Genomic DNA, 18,316 nt, shown 5'->3' with positions numbered 1-18,316 from the left:
TGACGGGTGATCGGACACGCAAAGGCACAGGCAAGCAGGCCGTGCATCGATATCGCGATATCTTCTACAGACAAATGGCCGCTTAGCCAAGCCACTGCAGGCAGGCGTCTGAATCAATCGCCGGAAACGAAAACGGCCCATCCGAAGATGAGCCGTTTGGCACTCGGTACGGCAGGATCAGTCCTGACGGCTGGTCACTTCCAGCAAGTGGTAGCCGAACTGGGTCTTGACCGGACCCTGAACAGTATTAACCGGCGCACTGAAAACCACCGTGTCAAATTCCTTGACCATCTGGCCTGGACCGAACGAACCCAGATCGCCGCCCTGACGGCTGGACGGGCAGCTGGAATTGGCCTTGGCGATTTCCGCGAAATCAGCGCCGCCTTCGATCTGAGCCTTGAGTTCGTTGCACTTTTCTTCGCTCGAAACAAGGATGTGGCGGGCAGTGGCTTTAGGCATGGGAAATTATCTCCTGTGAAAAAAAGAAAGAGCGTACCGGATTCAGTGCGGTATTTCCCGACAAAGTTCCTTCGCCTTGCCTATCTGTAGCGCAGCCGGTCGACGGCTTCCCGCAACAACTGTTCGGTGGCTGTCCAGCCCAGGCAGCCATCGGTAATCGACACCCCGTATTGCAATGTCTCGCCCAGCGACTGACAGCCCTCGAACAGGTGGCTTTCGATCATCATGCCAATCAGTGAAGAATTGCCGGACAGGCGTTGCTCGAGAACATCGTTGAATACGTGGGGCTGACGTGCCGGGTTTTTGCCGCTATTGGCGTGGCTGCAATCCACCATGATTCGTGGAGCTATTGCGTTTCTGCTCAGGCTGGCCTGCACATGGGCGACGCTCAGGCGATCATGATTAGGGCCGCCATGCCCGCCACGCAGCACGATGTGGGTATCCGGGTTGCCCTGCGTCTCGATGATCGCCGGGTGCCCGTGGCGGTCCATGCCAAAGTGTCGATGCGGGTGCGCTGCCGAGCGCATGGCATCGCTGGCGACTGCAACGCCGCCATCCGTGCCGTTCTTGAAACCGACCGGCATGGGCAGGCCGCTGGCCATTTCCCGATGAATCTGCGATTCGGTAGTGCGCGCGCCGATCGCTACCCAGCTGAGCAGGTCGTCGAAGTAGCCCGCTGCCATCGGTTGCAGTATTTCAGTGGCGACCGGCAGGCCTATCCCAAGCATGTCGCGCATCAACTGTCGCGATAGCGCCAATCCGCTGGCCATGTCGTCACTGCCATCCAGGTGCGGGTCATAAGCCAGACCTTTCCAACCGACTGTCGTACGAGGTTTTTCAACGTAGGCACGCATCACCAGCAGCATCTGATCGCTGACTTGCGCTGCGAGATCGGCCAGTCGCTCGGCATATTCACGCGCGGATTGCGGGTCATGAATAGAGCAGGGGCCAACAACGATCAGTAGTCGGGAGTCGTCGCCATTGAGGATGGCGCGTATGGCGCGACGATGTGCAGCGACCTGTTCGGTCAGCTCCACACTCAGCGGCAGTCGGATCTTCAGCTCGAGTGTGCTTGGCAGGCGTTTTGAGGCGGGGCTGCTGTCCTCTAGCGTCATTACAGGCGTGGACAGGTCAGACGGTTTTACGGCAACGGACGAATTCATTTTCGGGCTTCCTGGGCTGGCGGGGCAATCCCGCGCTGACCCTACTGGGGTGTTCGACAAAGGGCCGTATTGGCCGGGCGTTTACGGTTGCCACCTGGCAGTGACCGGTCGGAGGCGGCAGGCTGTCCCGAACGGAGGTGGCTAAATCGCCAGGCGAAGTCGATGTCGTTGCGGTAATAAGTGGTGTATTTCATGTCGTGATCCTCAGCAGGCAGTGTGATGTTCTTGAAAAGTTGAAAATTCGGGACTCTGAAAAAACAAAACCCCCGATCGGGGAGCCGACCGGGGGTTAGAGAATTCTCTGGTTGGCGTCCCCTTGAAATGGGCGCCAGATGGGTATCAGGCGCGCCAGTGGCTAAACCAATACCCATAATAAGAATTGAGCTGAAAACACTGACGCAGCGACACCATTCGCACGGCCACGGCTGATGCCTGGCGAGTAATGCCGGCAAGAGCTTGAAGCGTGAATGGGATGGACTGCTGCATGGGTGTGTCTCCGTAGATTGAGCCGAAGCTTACTTCAGGAACGGCGGCGCGTTCAATTGGAAAATTCAATCAAGGTCATTGGCGCGGCTATCAGTGGAAAACAGTCAGTGGCAAACAGTGGAAAAACGAAACATGTTTCAAATGTCGCGCCCAACGCTCAGCGATGAACTACCCGATGGTGGGTGACAGGTGGGGCCGCAACAAGGTATCTTGCAAGCCTGTTTGCACCGCTGGAAGCATTGATTCCTGTAGCTTCCTCCCGATGAGATGAACAATACGTCACTCGTTGCCTTCTTTTTTGCCTGGGTTTTGCAGTCGGGATAAATTCACCCTTCTTGCCTGGCAATACCGTCACTTTATGCGCTTTGCCGTTCCTGCTTTCTGCCATTACCTGGCAAATTTGTTGCGGGATCAACGCTATTTCACTAACAAAAGACTGACCGGATGTGCACTGTTTTTCAAGCCAGGCCTTGGCTTGTGCTGCGGTGCGTATTCCGGGCATAGTTCAAAGCCGTTCAAATCAGTTTAATTCAGCTGGGTTCTACCACCCGTCAGGGTGTGTCAACAGGGTTATGCATTCAAATGAGTGGAATCGGATACCGATTAAGGAAAGAACGAGAACGTCTCGGGCTTTCTCAACGCAGCTTCGGTGAGATCGGTGGGGTTGAAGCCAATGCCCAGGGCAAGTACGAGAACGGTGACCGTGCTCCAAAGGCTGATTACCTGGCTGCTGTTGCTGCCAAGGGTGTAGATGTACTTTACGTGCTGACCGGAACCCACACACCTGTGCCGATCGATAATCTGAGTGTTATCGAGGAGAAGATTCTGGGCAATTACCGGGTGCTGGAAAAAGAAGATCAAGACGCGATCAGACGTCTGACCACGACTATCGCCGAGCATGCCGGCTGTGCTGTTGCTGCCGAAAAGCTCCCTTCCGGTAGCTGATCCGAAAGGGCTTTTCAGCGCTTCGGCACGGGTCATTGTCATATTGTCGAGCGTCGGAGTTCGCAGTGCTAGGTCTCACTCACTGTTTTTGTTATGGTGATTGTCATTCGTTATGACTGTTGCGTGAGGTGTCTGCTTGATTAAGGTGCTAGTTGTCGATGACCATGATCTTGTGCGGACAGGCATCACGCGCATGCTCGCCGACATTGACGGGCTGCAGGTTGTCGGTCAGGCCGATTCCGGTGAAGAATCCCTGAAGAAAGCGCGCGAGCTCAAGCCCGACGTGGTGCTGATGGACGTCAAGATGCCGGGCATCGGCGGTCTGGAAGCCACGCGCAAGATGCTTCGCAGCCATCCGGACATCAAAGTCGTCGCCGTCACTGTCTGTGAGGAAGACCCGTTTCCGACTCGCTTGCTGCAGGCCGGTGCCGCAGGTTACATGACCAAGGGCGCTGGGCTTGCCGAGATGGTTCAGGCGATCCGACTGGTGTTTGCAGGCCAGCGCTACATCAGCCCGCAGATCGCCCAGCAGCTTGCCTTGAAGTCGTTTCAACCGCAGGTCAACAACTCGCCATTCGATCTTCTGTCCGAGCGTGAGATCCAGATCGCCTTGATGATTGTCGGCTGCCAGAAAGTCCAGACCATCTCGGACAAGCTCTGCCTGTCGCCTAAAACCGTGAACACCTACCGATATCGTATCTTTGAAAAGCTTTCGATCAGCAGTGATGTCGAACTGGCTTTGCTCGCTGTGCGCCACGGCATGGTTGATGCCAGCGCCTGAACATGACCCAGACATTTGACCCCAGTGCTTTTCTTGCGACCTGTAGCGGGCGCCCCGGCGTCTACCGGATGTTCGATGCCGAAGCCACTCTGCTTTACGTCGGCAAGGCCAAGAACCTCAAAAAGCGTCTCGCCAGTTATTTCCGCAAAACCGGACACGCACCCAAGACCGGTGCGCTGGTTGCGCGCATTGCCCAGATCGAAACCACGATCACCGGCAACGAGACCGAAGCGTTGTTGCTGGAGCAGACACTCATCAAGGAGTGGCGGCCGCCTTACAACATCCTGCTGCGCGACGACAAATCCTATCCTTATGTGTTTCTGTCCGATAACGCGTTTCCGCGGCTGAGCATTCATCGTGGCGCCAAGAAGGCCAAGGGCCGTTATTTCGGGCCTTACCCGAGTGCGGGCGCCATCCGCGAAAGTCTCAGCCTGCTGCAGAAGACCTTCCAGGTTCGGCAGTGTGAGGACAGCTATTTCAAGAACCGCACCCGACCGTGTCTTCAATACCAGATCAAGCGCTGCAAAGGGCCTTGTGTCGGTCTGGTCGAGCCTGAGGTATACGCCGAAGACGTGCGCCATTCGGTGATGTTTCTCGAAGGCCGCAGCAATGCATTGAGTGACGAGTTGAACGCCTCGATGGAAAAAGCAGCCATGGCGCTGGATTTCGAGCGTGCAGCCGAGCTTCGCGATCAGGTGGCATTGATGCGCCGCGTTCAGGATCAGCAAAGCATGGACGGCGGCACCGGTGATGTCGATGTGGTTGCGGCGTTCGTCAACCCCGGCGGCGCTTGCGTACACCTGATCAGCGTTCGTGGTGGCAGGGTTTTGGGCAGCAAGAACTTCTTCCCGCAGGTGGGCATAGAAGAGGAGGTCGGCGAGGTAATGTCGGCGTTCCTGGCTCAGTACTTTCTGGGCGGGATCGACCGGGAGCTGCCCGGCGAAGTCATTGTCAACGTCGTCAACGAAGACTTCCCGGCACTGATTGATGCCATCGAAGAGCTGCGCGGCGTTGAAATGATCATCAGCCATCGGGTGCGCGGCACTCGGGCTCGCTGGCAGCAAATGGCTGTCACCAATGCCGAGCAGGCGTTGGCAGCGCGTCTCGCCAACCGTCAGCATGTTGCATCGCGCTTCGAAGCGCTGGCGGTGGTTCTCAATCTCGATGAGCCGCCGATGCGCCTCGAGTGCTACGACATCAGTCACTCCAGCGGCGAGGCGACAGTCGCTTCCTGCGTCGTGTTCGGGCCTGAAGGGCCGATAAAATCCGATTATCGCCGGTTCAATATCGAAGGTGTCACAGCTGGCGACGACTACGCCGCCATGCATCAGGCGTTGACCCGACGCTATAGCCGCATAAAAGCCGGGGAGGGCAAGTTGCCCGATGTGCTGCTGGTAGACGGCGGCAAGGGACAGATGTCTATGGCCCGCGATGTGCTCAACGAATTGCAGGTTCCGGATCTGATCCTGCTGGGTGTTGCCAAGGGCACCACGCGCAAAGCCGGGTTCGAGACGCTGTACCTGAACGACGCGGCCCATGAGTTCACGCTACCCGGAGATTCTCCGGCGCTACACCTTATTCAGCAGATTCGCGACGAGGCTCACCGCTTCGCAATCACCGGTCATCGGGCGCGTCGGGGCAAAACCCGGCGCACTTCGACCCTTGAGGGCGTTGCTGGCGTCGGGCCGACCCGGCGTCGAGATTTGCTCAAACACTTCGGTGGATTACAGGAATTGTCCCGTGCAAGCATTGATGAAATCGCAAAAGCACCCGGAATCAGTAAAAAGCTGGCAGAGTCGATTTATGCAAACCTGCACAGCGAGTAGAATGCCCGCTCACCTCGTAGCCAGTTGTGCCGATGAATATCCCTAATCTGATCACCGTATTACGCGTTTTACTGATTCCGATCTTCATTCTGCTGTTTTACATGCCTTATCACTGGAGCTACATGGCGGCCAGTGCGGTCTTTGCGTTTGCTGCGGCAACCGACTGGCTTGACGGGTATCTGGCACGCAGGCTTGAGCAAAGCACGCCATTCGGCGCGTTTCTTGATCCTGTGGCAGACAAACTGATGGTGGCCGTTGCACTGGTGCTGCTGGTTCAGGCGCATGCCAATCTATGGCTGACGCTGCCTGCGGCGGTAATCATTGGTCGTGAAATCGTGATTTCCGCACTTCGTGAGTGGATGGCGGAAATAGGCGCACGTGCCCAGGTCGCCGTTTCCAACATGGGTAAATGGAAAACTGCAGCGCAGATGCTAGCGCTGGTCATACTGCTGGGCAATCCGCCAGCTGTTACCGTCTGGGTAATCCTTGGCTACGCGCTGCTGCTTATCGCCGCGGGGCTGACGTTATGGTCGATGGTGCAATATCTCAGGGCCGCGTGGCCGCACCTCAAGACCACTGCAGAAAAAAAATAAGTTTTTGAATCAAAGGCTTGACGTCGCTATTTGAAAGGCTAGAATAGTGCCCGTCATCAAGACAATGCGGGAATAGCTCAGTTGGTAGAGCACGACCTTGCCAAGGTCGGGGTCGCGAGTTCGAGTCTCGTTTCCCGCTCCAATTCAAAGAAAAAGCCACTCAATGAGTGGCTTTTTCTTGCCTGAAATTTGGTCACGGCATGTGCCGCACACCACAGTCCTTCACTATTCAGATTATCCAGGCAAACGTTTGGCCTCTCGGCCGTGTTGAGCCGGTTTCCGCGCGCCATCATTAAAAAAAGGTTGAATAATCACACCGAATGTTATTTAAATAACAAAAATAATAACGCCGCAGAGCTTGCCACGGCGTATACAAGGTGACGATATTCATGAACAAGATTGCGGTCATCGGCAGCAACATGGTGGATTTGATCACCTACATCGACCGAATGCCTCTGCAGGGCGAGACCCTCGAGGCGCCGGGCTTTGCAATGGGCTGTGGTGGCAAGGGCGCCAACCAGGCGGTAGCCGCTGCCAGGCTCGGCACGTCTGTGCTGATGCTGACCAAGGTCGGCGATGACATGTTCGCCGATAACACGCTCGGCAATTTCAAGCGCCATGGCATAGACACTCGCTACGTCACACGCGTGGCCGGTGTACCCAGCGGTGTTGCTCCAATTTTCGTGAGCAGTGATTCGCATAACAGCATCCTTATCGTCAAAGGTGCCAATGCGCACTTGAAGCCCGCGGACATAGACCACGCCGAGGCAGCACTGATCGAATGCCGCCTTATCGTGCTCCAACTGGAAATCGATCTGGCGACTGTCTACTACGCCATCAAATTTGCCAAGCGCCATGGTATCGAAGTGTTGCTCAACCCTGCTCCTGCGTTGGCAGGGCTGAGCCGCGATCACCTGGCGCAACTGGACTTTTTTATTCCCAATGAAAGTGAACTCGCGCTGATTACCGGCAAGTCCGTCGGCGGCCCAGAGAGCGCGCTGATTGCTGCACGTGAACTCGCTACGCAAGGCATCCGTCATGTCATCGTTACCCTGGGTGAGCATGGCGCGCTGTACGTTGGCGAGGAGGGCGAGTTCCATGTGCCGGGGCGCGAAGTCGTTGCGCGAGATACGTGCGGCGCCGGCGACGCGTTCATTGGCTGCTTCGCTCACTATTGGACCAAAGACGTTGACATGCGCGCGGCAATCACGCAGGCGGTGGCTTATTCCGCATGCTCGGTGACCGCGCTGGGTACGCAGAGCTCTTATCCCGACGCTGCCACTTTCGCGCGATTCGTTGAAAGTTTCTGATCCACGGTTGATGCCTTGCGTCGCTGACGCATTCTTTTGCTCACGGAGAATAACAATGACAAAAGTCCCGCTCCAACAGACTCCCGATGGTTTTTACCTCAACCGCACACCCTGGTTCGCGTTTCTGTTGCTGTGCAGTATTTTCGCCTTGTGGGCGGCGGCTGCGAGCATGAATGACGTGCTGATTGCTCACTTCAAAAAAGCGTTCTTGCTTAGCGACTTTCAGACAGCGTTCGTGCAGTCGGCGTTTTATCTGGGCTACTTTTTCGTGGCGATTCCGGCGGCGATGGCTGTACGGCGTTTCGGTTACAAAAGCACGATTCTGATTGGCTTGGTGTTTTACATGCTGGGTTGTGCGCTGTTCTTTCCGGCTGCCTCGACTGCCACGTACGGTATGTTCCTGATGGCGCTGTTCGTCATCGCGTGCGGCCTGTCCTTTCTGGAAACTGCCTGCAACACCTATTCAACGTTGATGGGGCCCCGTGAAACCGGTACGCGTCGCTTGAACATTTCTCAGACGTTTCACCCGTTTGGTGCCATGACAGGCGTGTATGTCGGCAGTTTCGTCATGTTCAAGGACAGTGATGCAACCCGCGAACAACTCACCCAGATGAGCGCTTCGGAAGCGGCGGCCCAGCAACTGGAAATGATTCAATCGACGCTGTTGCCTTACAAATGGATGATCGCCGTCCTGGTGCTGATATTCATCCTGATCCTCATTACCCGCTTTCCTGCCTGCCGTGGCAATACCGAAAGTCGTGAAAAAAAGCATGGTCTTCTTCAGAGCCTTTCTCGGTTGTCGCGTAACTCGCGTTTCACCTTCGGGGTACTGGCGCAGTTCCTCTACGTCGGTGCGCAGGTAGGCGTGTGGAGCTTTACCATCCGCCTGGCGATGCAGATGGGCGGAATGAACGAGCGTAGCGCCTCCTGGTTCCTGTTGACCACATTTGCCACCTATTTCATCGGCAAGATGATTGCCAATCTGATGATGCGCAAATATCACCCGGCCAAGGTCTTGATGATTTACGGAGTGCTGGCAATTGTGCTGCTGGCTTACACCATTCTTGTGCCTAACATCAGCGCCGTATATGCCGCAGTGGGCGTCAGCATCTTCCTTGGACCCTGCTGGCCGACCATTTATGGCCTCACAATCGACGGGCTTGGTGAGGACACCGGTGTCGGCGGCTCGCTGTTGGTGATGAGTATCGTGGGTGGGGGCGTCATGCCGGTTTTCCAGGGCCTTTTGTCCGACGCCACTCATGGCAACATGCAGCTGGCGTATATCGTGCCCTTGCTGTGCTTTGTGGTGATTGTCGCTTATGCCTATTCGTGCATGCGCCATAATCGGACCACCCAGGCCGGTGCTGATGCAGTGGTGGCGTCATGAAAAACCTCACCATAGCCCTGACGCCTGAACAGTTCACCATGAGCGAGAAGACGCTGGCGCAATCCGCTGACTTCAAGGTAGTGGCCTGGGCCTATCCCAGTGGGGTGAAGGCGCTGGCGCTGGAGAACGCTCGCGGACGGTTGGTCGTATTGCCCTATCAGGGCCAAATGATCTGGTCGGCGATCTTCGATGGTTGCGATTTGACCATGCGTAACATGTTCAGCCAGCCTCGTCCGAGCCCCACTATTATCGGCACCTATGGTTGCTTCATGTTCCATTCCGGACTGTTGCGCAACGGTTGTCCCGGACCGGATGATGACCATCCGTTGCACGGTGAAATGCCCTGCGCGCCGATGGACCTCGCGTGGCTAGAAGTGGGTGAAGACGCCGCTGGGCCTTACCTGCGGCTCAAAGGGGAATATGAATACGTGCAAGGGTTTGGCGACCATTACCTGGCTGCGCCCTCGGTCACTTTGCGCGCCGACTCTGGTGTTTTCGACATAGGCATGCAGGTCACTAACCTGGCGGTTAGCGCGATGGAGCTGATGTACATGGCGCACATGAATTACGCCTATGTGCCTGAAGCGCTTCTGGTCGAGCCGCTTGGGCGTGCCAGCACACGGGTACGCCAGACTGTGCCCGCTCATGTGAAACCCACACCGGAGTGGTCAGCCTATATTGCGCAACTGAGTGAAGACCCTGCTGGCTTGAGCCGGCTGGATGCGCCGGCTCTTTATGACCCCGAGATCGTCTGCTTCTTCGACGATGTGCCTGTAGATACTGCAGGGAATGCACATTTTCTGCTCGACCACCCTTCAGGCGCCGCGTTTTACACGCGCTATTCACCCGAGCAGTTTTCCCATGCCGCGCGCTGGGTTTTGCACAATGCCGATCAGCAAGTGGCTGCATTTGTGTTGCCTGCCACCTGTGAGCCGGAAGGCTATCAGGCGGAAAAAGCCAAAGGCAATGTGCGCTTATTGGGCGGCGGGCAAAGTACCGCGTTCAGCGTCACCACCGGGTATGTGTCCGCTGAAGAACGGCATTTGCTCCGCCAGGAATGGGAGAGCCGGTGAATGCCTCACACCACACAACGCGCCCCGTTTTTGGCAATCAATTCGCGGTAGGACTTGGGAAGTTTCTTGTCGGAAATCACCACGTTGAATTCGTTGAGCGTGGCGAAATGGGCGGTGCGCACGACGTCGAACTTGCTGTGATCGGCAAGCAGCACGCTGTGCTGGGTCTGGCGAAGAACCTTTTGCTTGACCTCGACTTCGTTGAAGTTGAAACACGTGACGCCGAAGGTTTCGCTGACACCTGCGGCCGACAGAAACGCCCAGGTCAGGCGCACATTGTCGAGAATGCTGTGCTCACCTGCATGGTCGAACACTTGGTTCTTGCGATGGAAGATTCCGCCACACAGCACAATGTTGCAGTTGGGCTTTTGCTGCAGCTTGAGCAGAACGTTCAGCGAGTTACACACCGCTGTGAACTCCATCTCATCGGGGATGAAGTCGATCACATACGGCACCGTGGTGCCGCAATCGAAGAACACTGTGTCTCCACGGCTGATGAACTTCGCTGCGAGTTTGCCGATGCGGCGCTTCTCCTCGACGTGCCGCGCGCCTTGTTCGGTCACCTTGTAATCGGAGGCGTCGGCGGGTTCGAAGGCGAGGGTGATGTGTCCGCCCAACAAGTGCAATTTTTCCGGATAGCGATTCAGGTCGCGACGCAAGGTCATTTCAGAGACGTCGAGCAACTCGGCCATCTCGCGTAAATGGATCGCTTTCTGATGCTGCAGGGCTTGCTGGATCAGCTTGATGCGTTCTGATTGTTTGCTTTCCACGGGCATTCCATTGGCTGTTCGTGTTGTGATTTAAACATTTATTGCTATTATTCTAACATGTTGAGTGCGTGGCTTCTTAACCGCGGCTCCCCCCATGACTCATTATCAGGACTGAATCTCATGAGCCCATTAACACCTTCAGCACTCGCCAGATTTATTGATCATACCTTGCTGGCCCCCGACGCCTCTCGTCAACAAGTGGCCACGCTGTGTGCCGAAGCGCAGCAACATGGCTTTTATTCCGTGTGTGTGAATTCTGGTCAGGTGGCCTTTGCCGCACAACTATTGGCAGGCCAGGCCGTCAAGGTCTGCGCGGTGGTCGGGTTCCCGCTAGGCGCTGGAATCAGCGAGAGTAAAGCCTTTGAGGCCCGCCAGGCAATTGCAGCGGGCGCAGGTGAAATCGACATGGTCCTTAATATCGGTGCGCTGCGAGACGGGCTGACGGACACCGTGCGCGACGATATTGCTGCTGTGCAAGAGGCTTGTGGGCCGGTACCACTCAAAGTGATTCTCGAGACCTGCCTGCTGGACGATGCGCAGAAGACTCTCGCGTGTCATATCTGCCGCGAACTGGGCGTGGCTTTTGTAAAAACCTCCACCGGGTTCAGCCGCAGCGGCGCAACCGTCGAAGATGTAGCGTTGATGCGCAGCGTCGTAGGTGCCGATATCGGCGTCAAGGCCTCGGGCGGTGTGCGTGATTATGAAACGGCGCTGGCCATGATCGAGGCTGGAGCAACGCGCCTGGGCACGAGTTCCGGCGTGAGCATTGTCAGCGGCAAGTCCGCTGATGCATCGGGTTATTGAGGTCGCTGCCAGCGCAGGCGTTCAAACAAAAAGCCACTCTATGAGTGGCTTTTGCTCATCTGCAATCCTTGCCAGGTATTCAGGGATCACCGCCGCCCGGCGCGCGTGCTCACATCTACCCACACTGCCAGCACCAGAATGCCGCCCTTGACGATCATCTGCCAGTAGCTGTCGACGTCGAGCATCGACATGCCGTTGTCCAGACTGGTAATTACCAGCGCGCCGAGCAGGGCACCATAAACGGTCCCGGAGCCGCCACGCATGGAGGTTCCACCGATGAAGCACGCGGCAATGGCATCGAGTTCGCCCATGTTGCCAGCCGAAGGGGAGCCAGCGGCCAGGCGTGCTGTATTGACCAGGCCGGCGAGGGCGCACATGACGCCCATGATGCCGAAGATCCACAGTTTTATTGCCTGTACGTTGATGCCGGACAGCCGAGTGGCCTCCATGTTGCTGCCGACCGCGTAGACGCGTCGTCCGAATACCGTCTGGCTGGTGACGTAGCTGAACACGCCGAGCAGAACCAGTAGTAACAACACCGGAACCGGAATCCCGTCGTAGCTGTTGAGGATATATACAAACCCGGCCAGTACCGCACCAATCAACACTACGCGCAATCCGTCACGAATTATCGAATGTGGCGCCAGCCCGTGCAGCGCTCTGTTGCGTCGTTGTTTCCAAGTGAGGAACAACGTCAGGGCCATCAGCAACAGGCCCAGGCCGGTGCCTGCTGCGTGAGGCAAATACCCCTGACCCACATACACCAGCGACGGCGAAACCGGTGCAATCGTGGTTCCGCCGGTAATCCCCAGCAAAATGCCGCGAAAAGCCAGCATGCCGCCAAGCCCGACAATAAAGGACGGAATGCGCAGGTAGGCGGTCATGTAGCCATTGGCCAGGCCGATCATCAGGCCACACAGGGCAACCACGCTCAGGTTCGCCAACAGCGGCACGTGATAGACCACATCGAGAATCGCCGCCAGGCCACCGAGCAGGCCGAGCATCGAACCCACCGACAGGTCGATTTCGCCGCTGATAATGACCATCACCATGCCACAGGCCAGAATGCCGGTGATGGACATCTGTCGCAGCAGGTTGGAGAGGTTGCGCGGGGTCAGAAACCCGCCCTCTGTGTGCCAGCTGAAAAACAGCCAGATCACGACGATGGAAATCACCAGCGCGAGCATTTTGTAGCGGGCAAAGAACTGTTTGACCTGATTCATCTACGCGGTCTTCCGGTCGTTGTCATTAGGGTTGCCAAGGTCGTCGGGATGGCTGAGTGCAGCGGCCAGCACCTGTTCCTGAGTCAGACCCTGGTTGATGAAGTCGCCGCGCAGCCGGCCTTCGCCGATCACCAGTACGCGGTCGGAAACACCCAGCACCTCGGCCAGCTCCGACGAAACCATGATGATCGACACACCCTCGGCGGCCAGCGCGCCCATCAGTTTGTAGATTTCGTATTTGGCGCCCACATCGACGCCCCGGGTGGGCTCATCGAGAATCAGTACCCGGGGTTTGGTCAGGAGCATCTTGGCCAGTACAGCTTTTTGCTGATTGCCACCGGACAGGCTGGTGATCGGTAGAAACGGGCTGGCCGTCTTGAGGTGCATGCGCGAAATTTCCCGGTCGATGCTGCCCAGTTCGGCTTCGGCATCGATGCGCGTCATCTTCGAGTAGTTGTCGAGAACGGCGAGGGTGATGTTCTGACCGACGCCCATGTCGGGGATGATGCCCTGGCGCTTGCGATCTTCTGGAACCATGCACAGCCCGGCGCGGATCGATTTGCGCGGCGTACGCGTGTCGATGGGCTGACCATCCAGCCACACCTCGCCGCTGTAGCGCCCTGCATAGGCACCGAACAATGCCGAGACCAGTTCCGTACGCCCGGCACCCACCAGACCGGCGATACCGAGAATTTCCCCGCGCCTGAGGACAAACGAGACATCGTCAACCCGCTTGCGTTTGGGGTTGTCGACGTCATGACAAGTGATATGCCGCGCTTCGAAAAATACCTCGCCGACCTCATGCGGTTCGGTCGGGTACAGATTGCTCATTTCCCGTCCGACCATCTGCGTGATGATCTTCGGAATATCCATTACCGCCATGGCGGTGGTCGCGATGTGTTTGCCGTCGCGAATCACCGAAATGGTGTCACACACGGCTGCTACCTCATCGAGCTTGTGTGAGATGTAGACACAGGCAACGCCCTTTGCTTTCAGGTCACGAATGATATCCAGCAACACCTCGATCTCCGAGCGGGTCAGGGCCGAGGAGGGTTCATCGAGTATCAGCAGCCGTGCCTGTTTGTTCAGTGCCTTGGCGATTTCCACCAACTGCTGATAGCCGCCGCCGTATTGCGAGACCGGCAGCGCCACGTTCATGTCCGGCACCTTTAGCTCGCGCATCAGAGCTTCGGCACGGTGAATCATTGCGGGGTAATTCATGCGCCCGCCAGGCAGGGTCAGTTCGTGGCCCATGAAAATGTTTTCGGCCACCGACAGGTCGGGGACCAGGGTCAGTTCCTGGTGAATGATGACGATCCCGGCAGCTTCGGTTTCGCTGATGGACTGGGCCTTGAGTGGTTGACCGTCCCAGAGGATCTCGCCTTCCCAGGTGCCATAGGGATAAACCGCCGAAAGGACCTTCATCAAGGTGGATTTGCCAGCGCCGTTCTCGCCACACAGGCCGACGCATTCGCCGGGCCTGACCGTGATATCGATGCCATTCAGGGCTTTGACGCCGCCAAATGTTTTGACGATGCCTTTCATTTGTAGCAGGTAGTCGGACATGGCTCAGGGCTCATACGCAGGCAGCAGGACGGGCTTGGGGACGACCCTGCGCAATCTGGTTGCGCAGGGCCGGCTCAGGCTCTATCGACGTGTCGACGCTCGACAGTTCACTCTTTGCCCATCTGCGCCTTGGTGTAGAACCCGTCCTTTTCCAACAGGTCGATGTTGTTCTTGGTCAGCTCCGTTGGTGTGAGCAGGATGGTGTCGACTTTTTTGCTGCCGTTGTCATATTGCGAGCTGAAGGTGGTTTTTTCATTGCGCGCCAGTTGCACCGAGAGTTTCGCGGCTTCGGTAGCGATCAGCTTCAGAGGCTTGTAGACAGTCATGGTCTGAGTGCCGTCGATGACCCGCTTGACCGCTGCCAGATCGGCGTCTTGGCCCGAAATAGGCACTTTGCCTGCCAGTTTCTGGGCGGCCAGTGCCTGAATGGCGCCGCCAGCGGTGGCGTCGTTGGAGGCGACGATGCCATCGATCTTGTTGCCATTACGGGTCAGCGCGTTCTCCACAATGCTCAATGCTTCGGTGGGGCTCCATTCCTTGACCCACTGCTGCCCGACAATCTTGATATCGCCCTTGTCGATGGCTGGCTGCAACACCTTCATCTGACCTTCACGCAGGATTTTTGCGTTGTTATCGGTAGGCGCGCCGCCGAGCAGAAAGTAGTTGCCCTTGGGTGCAGCGTTGAGCACGCCTTTGGCCTGCATTTCGCCGACTTTTTTGTTATCGAAGGAGATGTAGGCGTCGATGTCGGCGTTGAGGATCAGCCGGTCATAGGACACGACCTTGATCCCGGCCTTTTTGGCTTCGGCAACAGCGTTGGTCAGCACCGTGGCGTTGAACGGCACAATGACGATCACGTCGACGCCTCGGGAAATAAGGTTTTCGATCTGCGAAATCTGCTTTTGCTCGTTGGCATCGGCTGACTGGACGAAGACTTTGGCGTTCAGCTTTTCCGCCGCAGCAACGAAGTAATCACGATCTCGTGACCAGCGTTCCAGACGCAGGTCATCAATGGAAAAACCGATTTTCGGGTGGGCGGCGTCGGCCATGACCGGCAGCGACAGCAGCGCCAGAGCGCTGGCGAGCAACGTACGTTTCAGGGTGTTCATAGGGTGCGTCCTTTTATTGTTGTTTGAAAGACACTTCATGACCGGCAGCGTAATGCCGGTGGAACTGTAGAACGTTGTCGGGCGCTTGGGGGACTGATTTGTCGCGAGAGTGTCACTGCAGCGCCCGTTTTCGAAACCTTCAGGTATAGATAAACCGGTTGACCACTCCTTCCAGCCATTCCTGCCGCCCGCTGACCGCCTGCGGGTTCAGTTCGTGGGCAAACGCACGCTCGGCCAGTGAGGCAAGGCTGAACTCGCCCGCCAGCACTGACTGGCCGAACGGCTGCTGCCAGCCCGCGTAGCGTTGATCCTTGAAAACCTGGAGCTTGTCGTTTTGCACCATCGCGGCTGCGCGTTCCAGGGCCAGTGCCAGCACGTCCATAGCTGCAACGTGGCCGTGGAACAGGTCGATTTCTTCCAGGCTCTGGCGGCGCACCTTGGAATCGAAATTGTAGCCACCGTTGGTAAAACCACCGGCTTTGAGAATTTCATAGGTCGCGAGTGTCATCTCTTCGACGCTGTTCGGGAACTGGTCCGTGTCCCAGCCGTTCTGCGGGTCGCCACGGTTGGCGTCGATGCTGCCGAATATGCCCAGCGATACGGCCGTGGCAATCTCGTGATGAAAACTGTGCCCGGCCAGTGTTGCATGGTTGGCTTCGATGTTGACCTTGATCTCGTTCTCCAGGCCGTACTGCTGCAGGAAACCAAAAACCGTGGCGCTGTCGTAATCGTATTGATGTTTGGTAGGTTCCTGAGGCTTGGGTTCGATCAGCAGATCGCCTTTGAAACCGATCTTGTGCTTGTGCTCGACCACCATGCGCATAAAGCGTCCGAGTTGTTCGCGTTCATGTTTCAAGTCGGTATTAAGCAGGGTTTCGTAACCCTCGCGACCGCCCCACAGCACATAGTTGGCGCCTTTGAGGCGCAGGGTTGCGTTCATGGCACTGAACACCTGCGCGGCAGCATAGGCGAACACTTCCGGGTCCGGGTTGCTGGCGGCACCGGCGGCAAAGCGCGGGTTGCTGAAGCAATTGGCGGTGCCCCACAGCAGCTTGAGGCCGGTTTGCTCCTGATGTCGCTCCAGGTGATCGACCATCTGTGCGAAGTTATTGCGGTATTCCTTGATCGACTGGCCCTCCGGGGCCACATCGGTGTCATGAAAACTGTAGTAGTCGATGCCTAGTTTGGAGAAGAACTCGAACGCAGCTTCTGCCTTGCCGATCGCCAGTTCCATTGGGTCACCGGTGCGCTGCCACGGGCGCTTGAACGTGCCGACGCCGAACATGTCAGCCCCCGGCCAGACAAACGTGTGCCAGTAACACGCAGACATCCTCAGGTGCTCACGCATGGGTTTGCCGAGGACCAGTTTATCGGCGTCGTAGTGGCGAAAGGCAAGGGGCGAGTCGCTGTTCGGGCCTTCGTAGATAACCTTGTCGACAGTGGGGAAGTACGGCATGGGCGATGTTCCTTATTGTTCTTGGCGATGCCTCGATACTAGCAACGGCCTCAGGGTTGCTGATTATGAAAATCATCAACATGGAGTGCGATTTTGAGTATTGAGATTCGCCTGTCACGCGCCTAGTCTATCGACACGCATCGCGCTTCCCGTATCGGCATAAAAACAATGAAAACCGTACCTCCTGTTCACCGCATCGCGCTGTTGTTCAACGGCAGCAAGATCTATGACCGCGGCATTATCAGTGGCATTGGCAATTACCTCAGCAGCACCCGCGTGTCCTGGGACTTGTTTCTAGAGGAAGACTTTCTGTGTCGCCTGAAAGGCATCGAGCGCTGGCAGGGCGACGGGATCATTGCTGACTTCGACGATCCGCTGATCGGCGAAGCGCTGGCCGGGATCAGGTTGCCGGTGGTGGCGGTCGGCGGTTCCTATCAGGATGAGCGTGCTTACCCGAAGGGCATTCCTTATGTCGCTACCGATAACCACGCGCTGATCAAGGCCGCCTACGAACACTTGATCGAGGCCGGGCTCACCCGTTTTGCCTGCTTCAGCCTGCCTGAGGCGCAGGCCAACCGCTGGGCACAGGAGCGAGAAAAAGCATTTCGCCGATTGTTGCAGCGCGACGGTCTGCATGCAGAGGTCTATCGCGGCATGGGCACCAGCGCGCCGCTCTGGGACAGTGCCGTGGAACAGCAGATTGCCTGGCTGCAAAGCCTGCCGAAACCCATTGGGATCATCGCTGTGACCGACGCTCGTGCGCGGCAATTGCTGCAGGCGTGCCTGACGGCCGGGATTGCCGTGCCCGAGCAAGTGGCCTTGATCGGCATCGACAACGATCCACTGACCCGGACCCTGACTCGGGTGCCGTTGAGCTCGGTGATTCAAGGCACCGAGACCATGGGGAGAACCGCCGCGCGCTTGCTCCACCAGATGCTGCACGGTATGCCTGCCACCGGAACGCAAATTCTGATACCCCCGGAGGCGATCAATGTGCAGGCCTCAAGCCTGCATCAACCGCTAGGCAATCCCTACGTGATGCAGGCGCTGTTGTTCATACGTCAATACGCATGCCAAGGCATCAAGACAGCGCAGGTGGCTGCCTATGTAGGCGTGTCGCGCTCATCGCTGGAGTCGCACTTTCGCAAGGTGAGGGGTTGCAGCGTGCATGACGAAATTCTGCGCTTCAAACTGGCCGCCGCCGCCAGCGGGCTTGAAAAAACCGATTCGGCGATTGCAGAGATTGCCCGTAATTGCGGCTTCAAGTCAGCGCAGTACCTGCATACGGTATTTCGTCGCGAGTTTGGCTGTACGCCGCGAGAATATCAGCAGGGCGGCAGCGATAACGCTGCCTTGGTCAACTGA

Annotated in this window: 17 protein-coding genes, 1 tRNA gene and 1 pseudogene; 10 read left to right on the top strand and 9 right to left on the bottom strand. The window is 57.2% G+C overall.

Annotated elements, in window-relative coordinates; all coding sequences use genetic code 11:
- Window positions 1–177: 177 nt before the first annotated feature.
- From POR16_RS13040 to POR16_RS13025, 4 genes and pseudogenes are all read right to left on the bottom strand, one after another.
- A complete protein-coding gene (locus tag POR16_RS13040) occupies window positions 178–459 on the bottom strand; it encodes a peptidylprolyl isomerase (RefSeq protein ID WP_005892519.1) in 282 nt (93 codons plus the stop codon).
- 80 nt (window positions 460–539) lie between these two features.
- On the bottom strand, window positions 540–1,622 hold the full coding sequence (locus POR16_RS13035; protein WP_005892523.1) for a 3-deoxy-7-phosphoheptulonate synthase: 1,083 nt from the start codon (window positions 1,620–1,622) through the stop codon (window positions 540–542).
- A gap of 339 nt (window positions 1,623–1,961) precedes the next feature.
- Complete coding sequence (locus tag POR16_RS13030) at window positions 1,962–2,108, bottom strand: hypothetical protein (RefSeq protein WP_154897058.1); 147 nt, start codon at window positions 2,106–2,108, stop codon at window positions 1,962–1,964.
- Between the two features lie 295 nt (window positions 2,109–2,403).
- Window positions 2,404–2,610: pseudogene (locus tag POR16_RS13025) on the bottom strand (helix-turn-helix domain-containing protein); the annotation flags it as partial.
- An 80-nt stretch (window positions 2,611–2,690) separates the two neighbouring features.
- Between POR16_RS13025 and POR16_RS13020 the strand changes: the two are divergent.
- The 8 genes from POR16_RS13020 (at window position 2,691) to POR16_RS12985 (ending at window position 10,023) form a co-directional block, all read left to right on the top strand.
- Entirely contained in the window at window positions 2,691–3,053 is a 363-nt protein-coding gene (locus tag POR16_RS13020; RefSeq protein WP_005892526.1) for a helix-turn-helix domain-containing protein, read from the top strand.
- A gap of 136 nt (window positions 3,054–3,189) precedes the next feature.
- Entirely contained in the window at window positions 3,190–3,834 is a 645-nt protein-coding gene (gene gacA, locus POR16_RS13015; protein ID WP_002553344.1) for a response regulator transcription factor GacA, read from the top strand.
- Between the two features lie 2 nt (window positions 3,835–3,836).
- A complete protein-coding gene (gene uvrC / locus POR16_RS13010) occupies window positions 3,837–5,660 on the top strand; it encodes an excinuclease ABC subunit UvrC (RefSeq protein WP_024669297.1) in 1,824 nt (607 codons plus the stop codon).
- Between the two features lie 32 nt (window positions 5,661–5,692).
- Window positions 5,693–6,253, top strand: coding sequence for a CDP-diacylglycerol--glycerol-3-phosphate 3-phosphatidyltransferase (pgsA, locus tag POR16_RS13005; RefSeq protein ID WP_005892534.1), 561 nt, complete (start codon window positions 5,693–5,695; stop codon window positions 6,251–6,253).
- 66 nt (window positions 6,254–6,319) lie between these two features.
- A tRNA-Gly gene (locus tag POR16_RS13000) sits at window positions 6,320–6,395 on the top strand.
- A 247-nt stretch (window positions 6,396–6,642) separates the two neighbouring features.
- Window positions 6,643–7,563: a ribokinase gene (rbsK, locus tag POR16_RS12995; RefSeq protein WP_005892536.1), complete on the top strand. Its 921-nt coding sequence runs from the start codon at window positions 6,643–6,645 to the stop codon at window positions 7,561–7,563.
- A 55-nt stretch (window positions 7,564–7,618) separates the two neighbouring features.
- Entirely contained in the window at window positions 7,619–8,950 is a 1,332-nt protein-coding gene (gene fucP, locus POR16_RS12990; RefSeq protein WP_005892538.1) for an L-fucose:H+ symporter permease, read from the top strand.
- Window positions 8,947–10,023, top strand: coding sequence for an aldose 1-epimerase family protein (locus POR16_RS12985; RefSeq protein WP_122381161.1), 1,077 nt, complete (start codon window positions 8,947–8,949; stop codon window positions 10,021–10,023). Before fucP ends, POR16_RS12985 begins: the two co-directional genes overlap by 4 nt.
- A gap of 5 nt (window positions 10,024–10,028) precedes the next feature.
- On the opposite strand, the gene deoR is transcribed toward POR16_RS12985, so the two are convergent.
- Window positions 10,029–10,799 carry a DNA-binding transcriptional repressor DeoR gene (deoR, locus tag POR16_RS12980; protein ID WP_005892543.1) on the bottom strand — a complete coding sequence of 257 codons (771 nt, stop codon included), beginning with the start codon at window positions 10,797–10,799 and terminating at the stop codon, window positions 10,029–10,031.
- A gap of 114 nt (window positions 10,800–10,913) precedes the next feature.
- Here deoR and deoC point away from each other — a divergent pair, with 114 nt between their 5' ends.
- Window positions 10,914–11,597 (top strand): deoxyribose-phosphate aldolase, encoded by a 684-nt coding sequence (deoC, locus tag POR16_RS12975; RefSeq protein ID WP_005892545.1) that lies wholly within the window; start codon window positions 10,914–10,916, stop codon window positions 11,595–11,597.
- A gap of 86 nt (window positions 11,598–11,683) precedes the next feature.
- Here deoC and POR16_RS12970 read toward each other — a convergent pair whose 3' ends face one another.
- The 4 genes from POR16_RS12970 to xylA all read right to left on the bottom strand — a co-directional run bounded on the left by POR16_RS12970 (window position 11,684) and on the right by xylA (window position 16,951).
- A complete protein-coding gene (locus POR16_RS12970) occupies window positions 11,684–12,820 on the bottom strand; it encodes a sugar ABC transporter permease (RefSeq protein ID WP_005892547.1) in 1,137 nt (378 codons plus the stop codon).
- Window positions 12,821–14,386 carry a D-xylose ABC transporter ATP-binding protein gene (xylG, locus tag POR16_RS12965; RefSeq protein ID WP_005892550.1) on the bottom strand — a complete coding sequence of 522 codons (1,566 nt, stop codon included), beginning with the start codon at window positions 14,384–14,386 and terminating at the stop codon, window positions 12,821–12,823.
- A gap of 107 nt (window positions 14,387–14,493) precedes the next feature.
- The gene (gene xylF / locus POR16_RS12960; RefSeq protein ID WP_054997349.1) at window positions 14,494–15,495 is read right to left on the bottom strand and encodes a D-xylose ABC transporter substrate-binding protein; all 1,002 of its coding nucleotides are present in this window, start codon (window positions 15,493–15,495) and stop codon (window positions 14,494–14,496) included.
- A 139-nt stretch (window positions 15,496–15,634) separates the two neighbouring features.
- A complete protein-coding gene (gene xylA, locus POR16_RS12955) occupies window positions 15,635–16,951 on the bottom strand; it encodes a xylose isomerase (protein WP_053932663.1) in 1,317 nt (438 codons plus the stop codon).
- Between the two features lie 168 nt (window positions 16,952–17,119).
- Here xylA and POR16_RS12950 point away from each other — a divergent pair, with 168 nt between their 5' ends.
- Window positions 17,120–18,316, top strand: coding sequence for a XylR family transcriptional regulator (locus POR16_RS12950; RefSeq protein WP_005892562.1), 1,197 nt, complete (start codon window positions 17,120–17,122; stop codon window positions 18,314–18,316).

Source organism: Pseudomonas coronafaciens pv. oryzae str. 1_6 (genome assembly GCF_000156995.2).
Taxonomy (GTDB): Bacteria; Pseudomonadota; Gammaproteobacteria; order Pseudomonadales; family Pseudomonadaceae; genus Aquipseudomonas; species Aquipseudomonas tremae.
This window is presented reverse-complemented; position numbering and strand designations above follow the sequence as displayed.

What these genes read in the sequence shown, in the direction of transcription:
- POR16_RS13040 (WP_005892519.1), bottom strand. Translation starts at nt 459, where the DNA reads ATGCCTAAAGCCACTGCCCGCCACATCCTTGTTTCGAGCGAAGAAAAG.
- POR16_RS13035 (WP_005892523.1), bottom strand. Translation starts at nt 1,622, where the DNA reads ATGAATTCGTCCGTTGCCGTAAAACCGTCTGACCTGTCCACGCCTGTA.
- POR16_RS13030 (WP_154897058.1), bottom strand. Translation starts at nt 2,108, where the DNA reads ATGCAGCAGTCCATCCCATTCACGCTTCAAGCTCTTGCCGGCATTACT.
- POR16_RS13020 (WP_005892526.1), top strand. Translation starts at nt 2,691, where the DNA reads ATGAGTGGAATCGGATACCGATTAAGGAAAGAACGAGAACGTCTCGGG.
- uvrC (WP_024669297.1), top strand. Translation starts at nt 3,837, where the DNA reads ATGACCCAGACATTTGACCCCAGTGCTTTTCTTGCGACCTGTAGCGGG.
- pgsA (WP_005892534.1), top strand. Translation starts at nt 5,693, where the DNA reads ATGAATATCCCTAATCTGATCACCGTATTACGCGTTTTACTGATTCCG.
- rbsK (WP_005892536.1), top strand. Translation starts at nt 6,643, where the DNA reads ATGAACAAGATTGCGGTCATCGGCAGCAACATGGTGGATTTGATCACC.
- fucP (WP_005892538.1), top strand. Translation starts at nt 7,619, where the DNA reads ATGACAAAAGTCCCGCTCCAACAGACTCCCGATGGTTTTTACCTCAAC.
- POR16_RS12985 (WP_122381161.1), top strand. Translation starts at nt 8,947, where the DNA reads ATGAAAAACCTCACCATAGCCCTGACGCCTGAACAGTTCACCATGAGC.
- deoR (WP_005892543.1), bottom strand. Translation starts at nt 10,799, where the DNA reads ATGCCCGTGGAAAGCAAACAATCAGAACGCATCAAGCTGATCCAGCAA.
- deoC (WP_005892545.1), top strand. Translation starts at nt 10,914, where the DNA reads ATGAGCCCATTAACACCTTCAGCACTCGCCAGATTTATTGATCATACC.
- POR16_RS12970 (WP_005892547.1), bottom strand. Translation starts at nt 12,820, where the DNA reads ATGAATCAGGTCAAACAGTTCTTTGCCCGCTACAAAATGCTCGCGCTG.
- xylG (WP_005892550.1), bottom strand. Translation starts at nt 14,386, where the DNA reads ATGTCCGACTACCTGCTACAAATGAAAGGCATCGTCAAAACATTTGGC.
- xylF (WP_054997349.1), bottom strand. Translation starts at nt 15,495, where the DNA reads ATGAACACCCTGAAACGTACGTTGCTCGCCAGCGCTCTGGCGCTGCTG.
- xylA (WP_053932663.1), bottom strand. Translation starts at nt 16,951, where the DNA reads ATGCCGTACTTCCCCACTGTCGACAAGGTTATCTACGAAGGCCCGAAC.
- POR16_RS12950 (WP_005892562.1), top strand. Translation starts at nt 17,120, where the DNA reads ATGAAAACCGTACCTCCTGTTCACCGCATCGCGCTGTTGTTCAACGGC.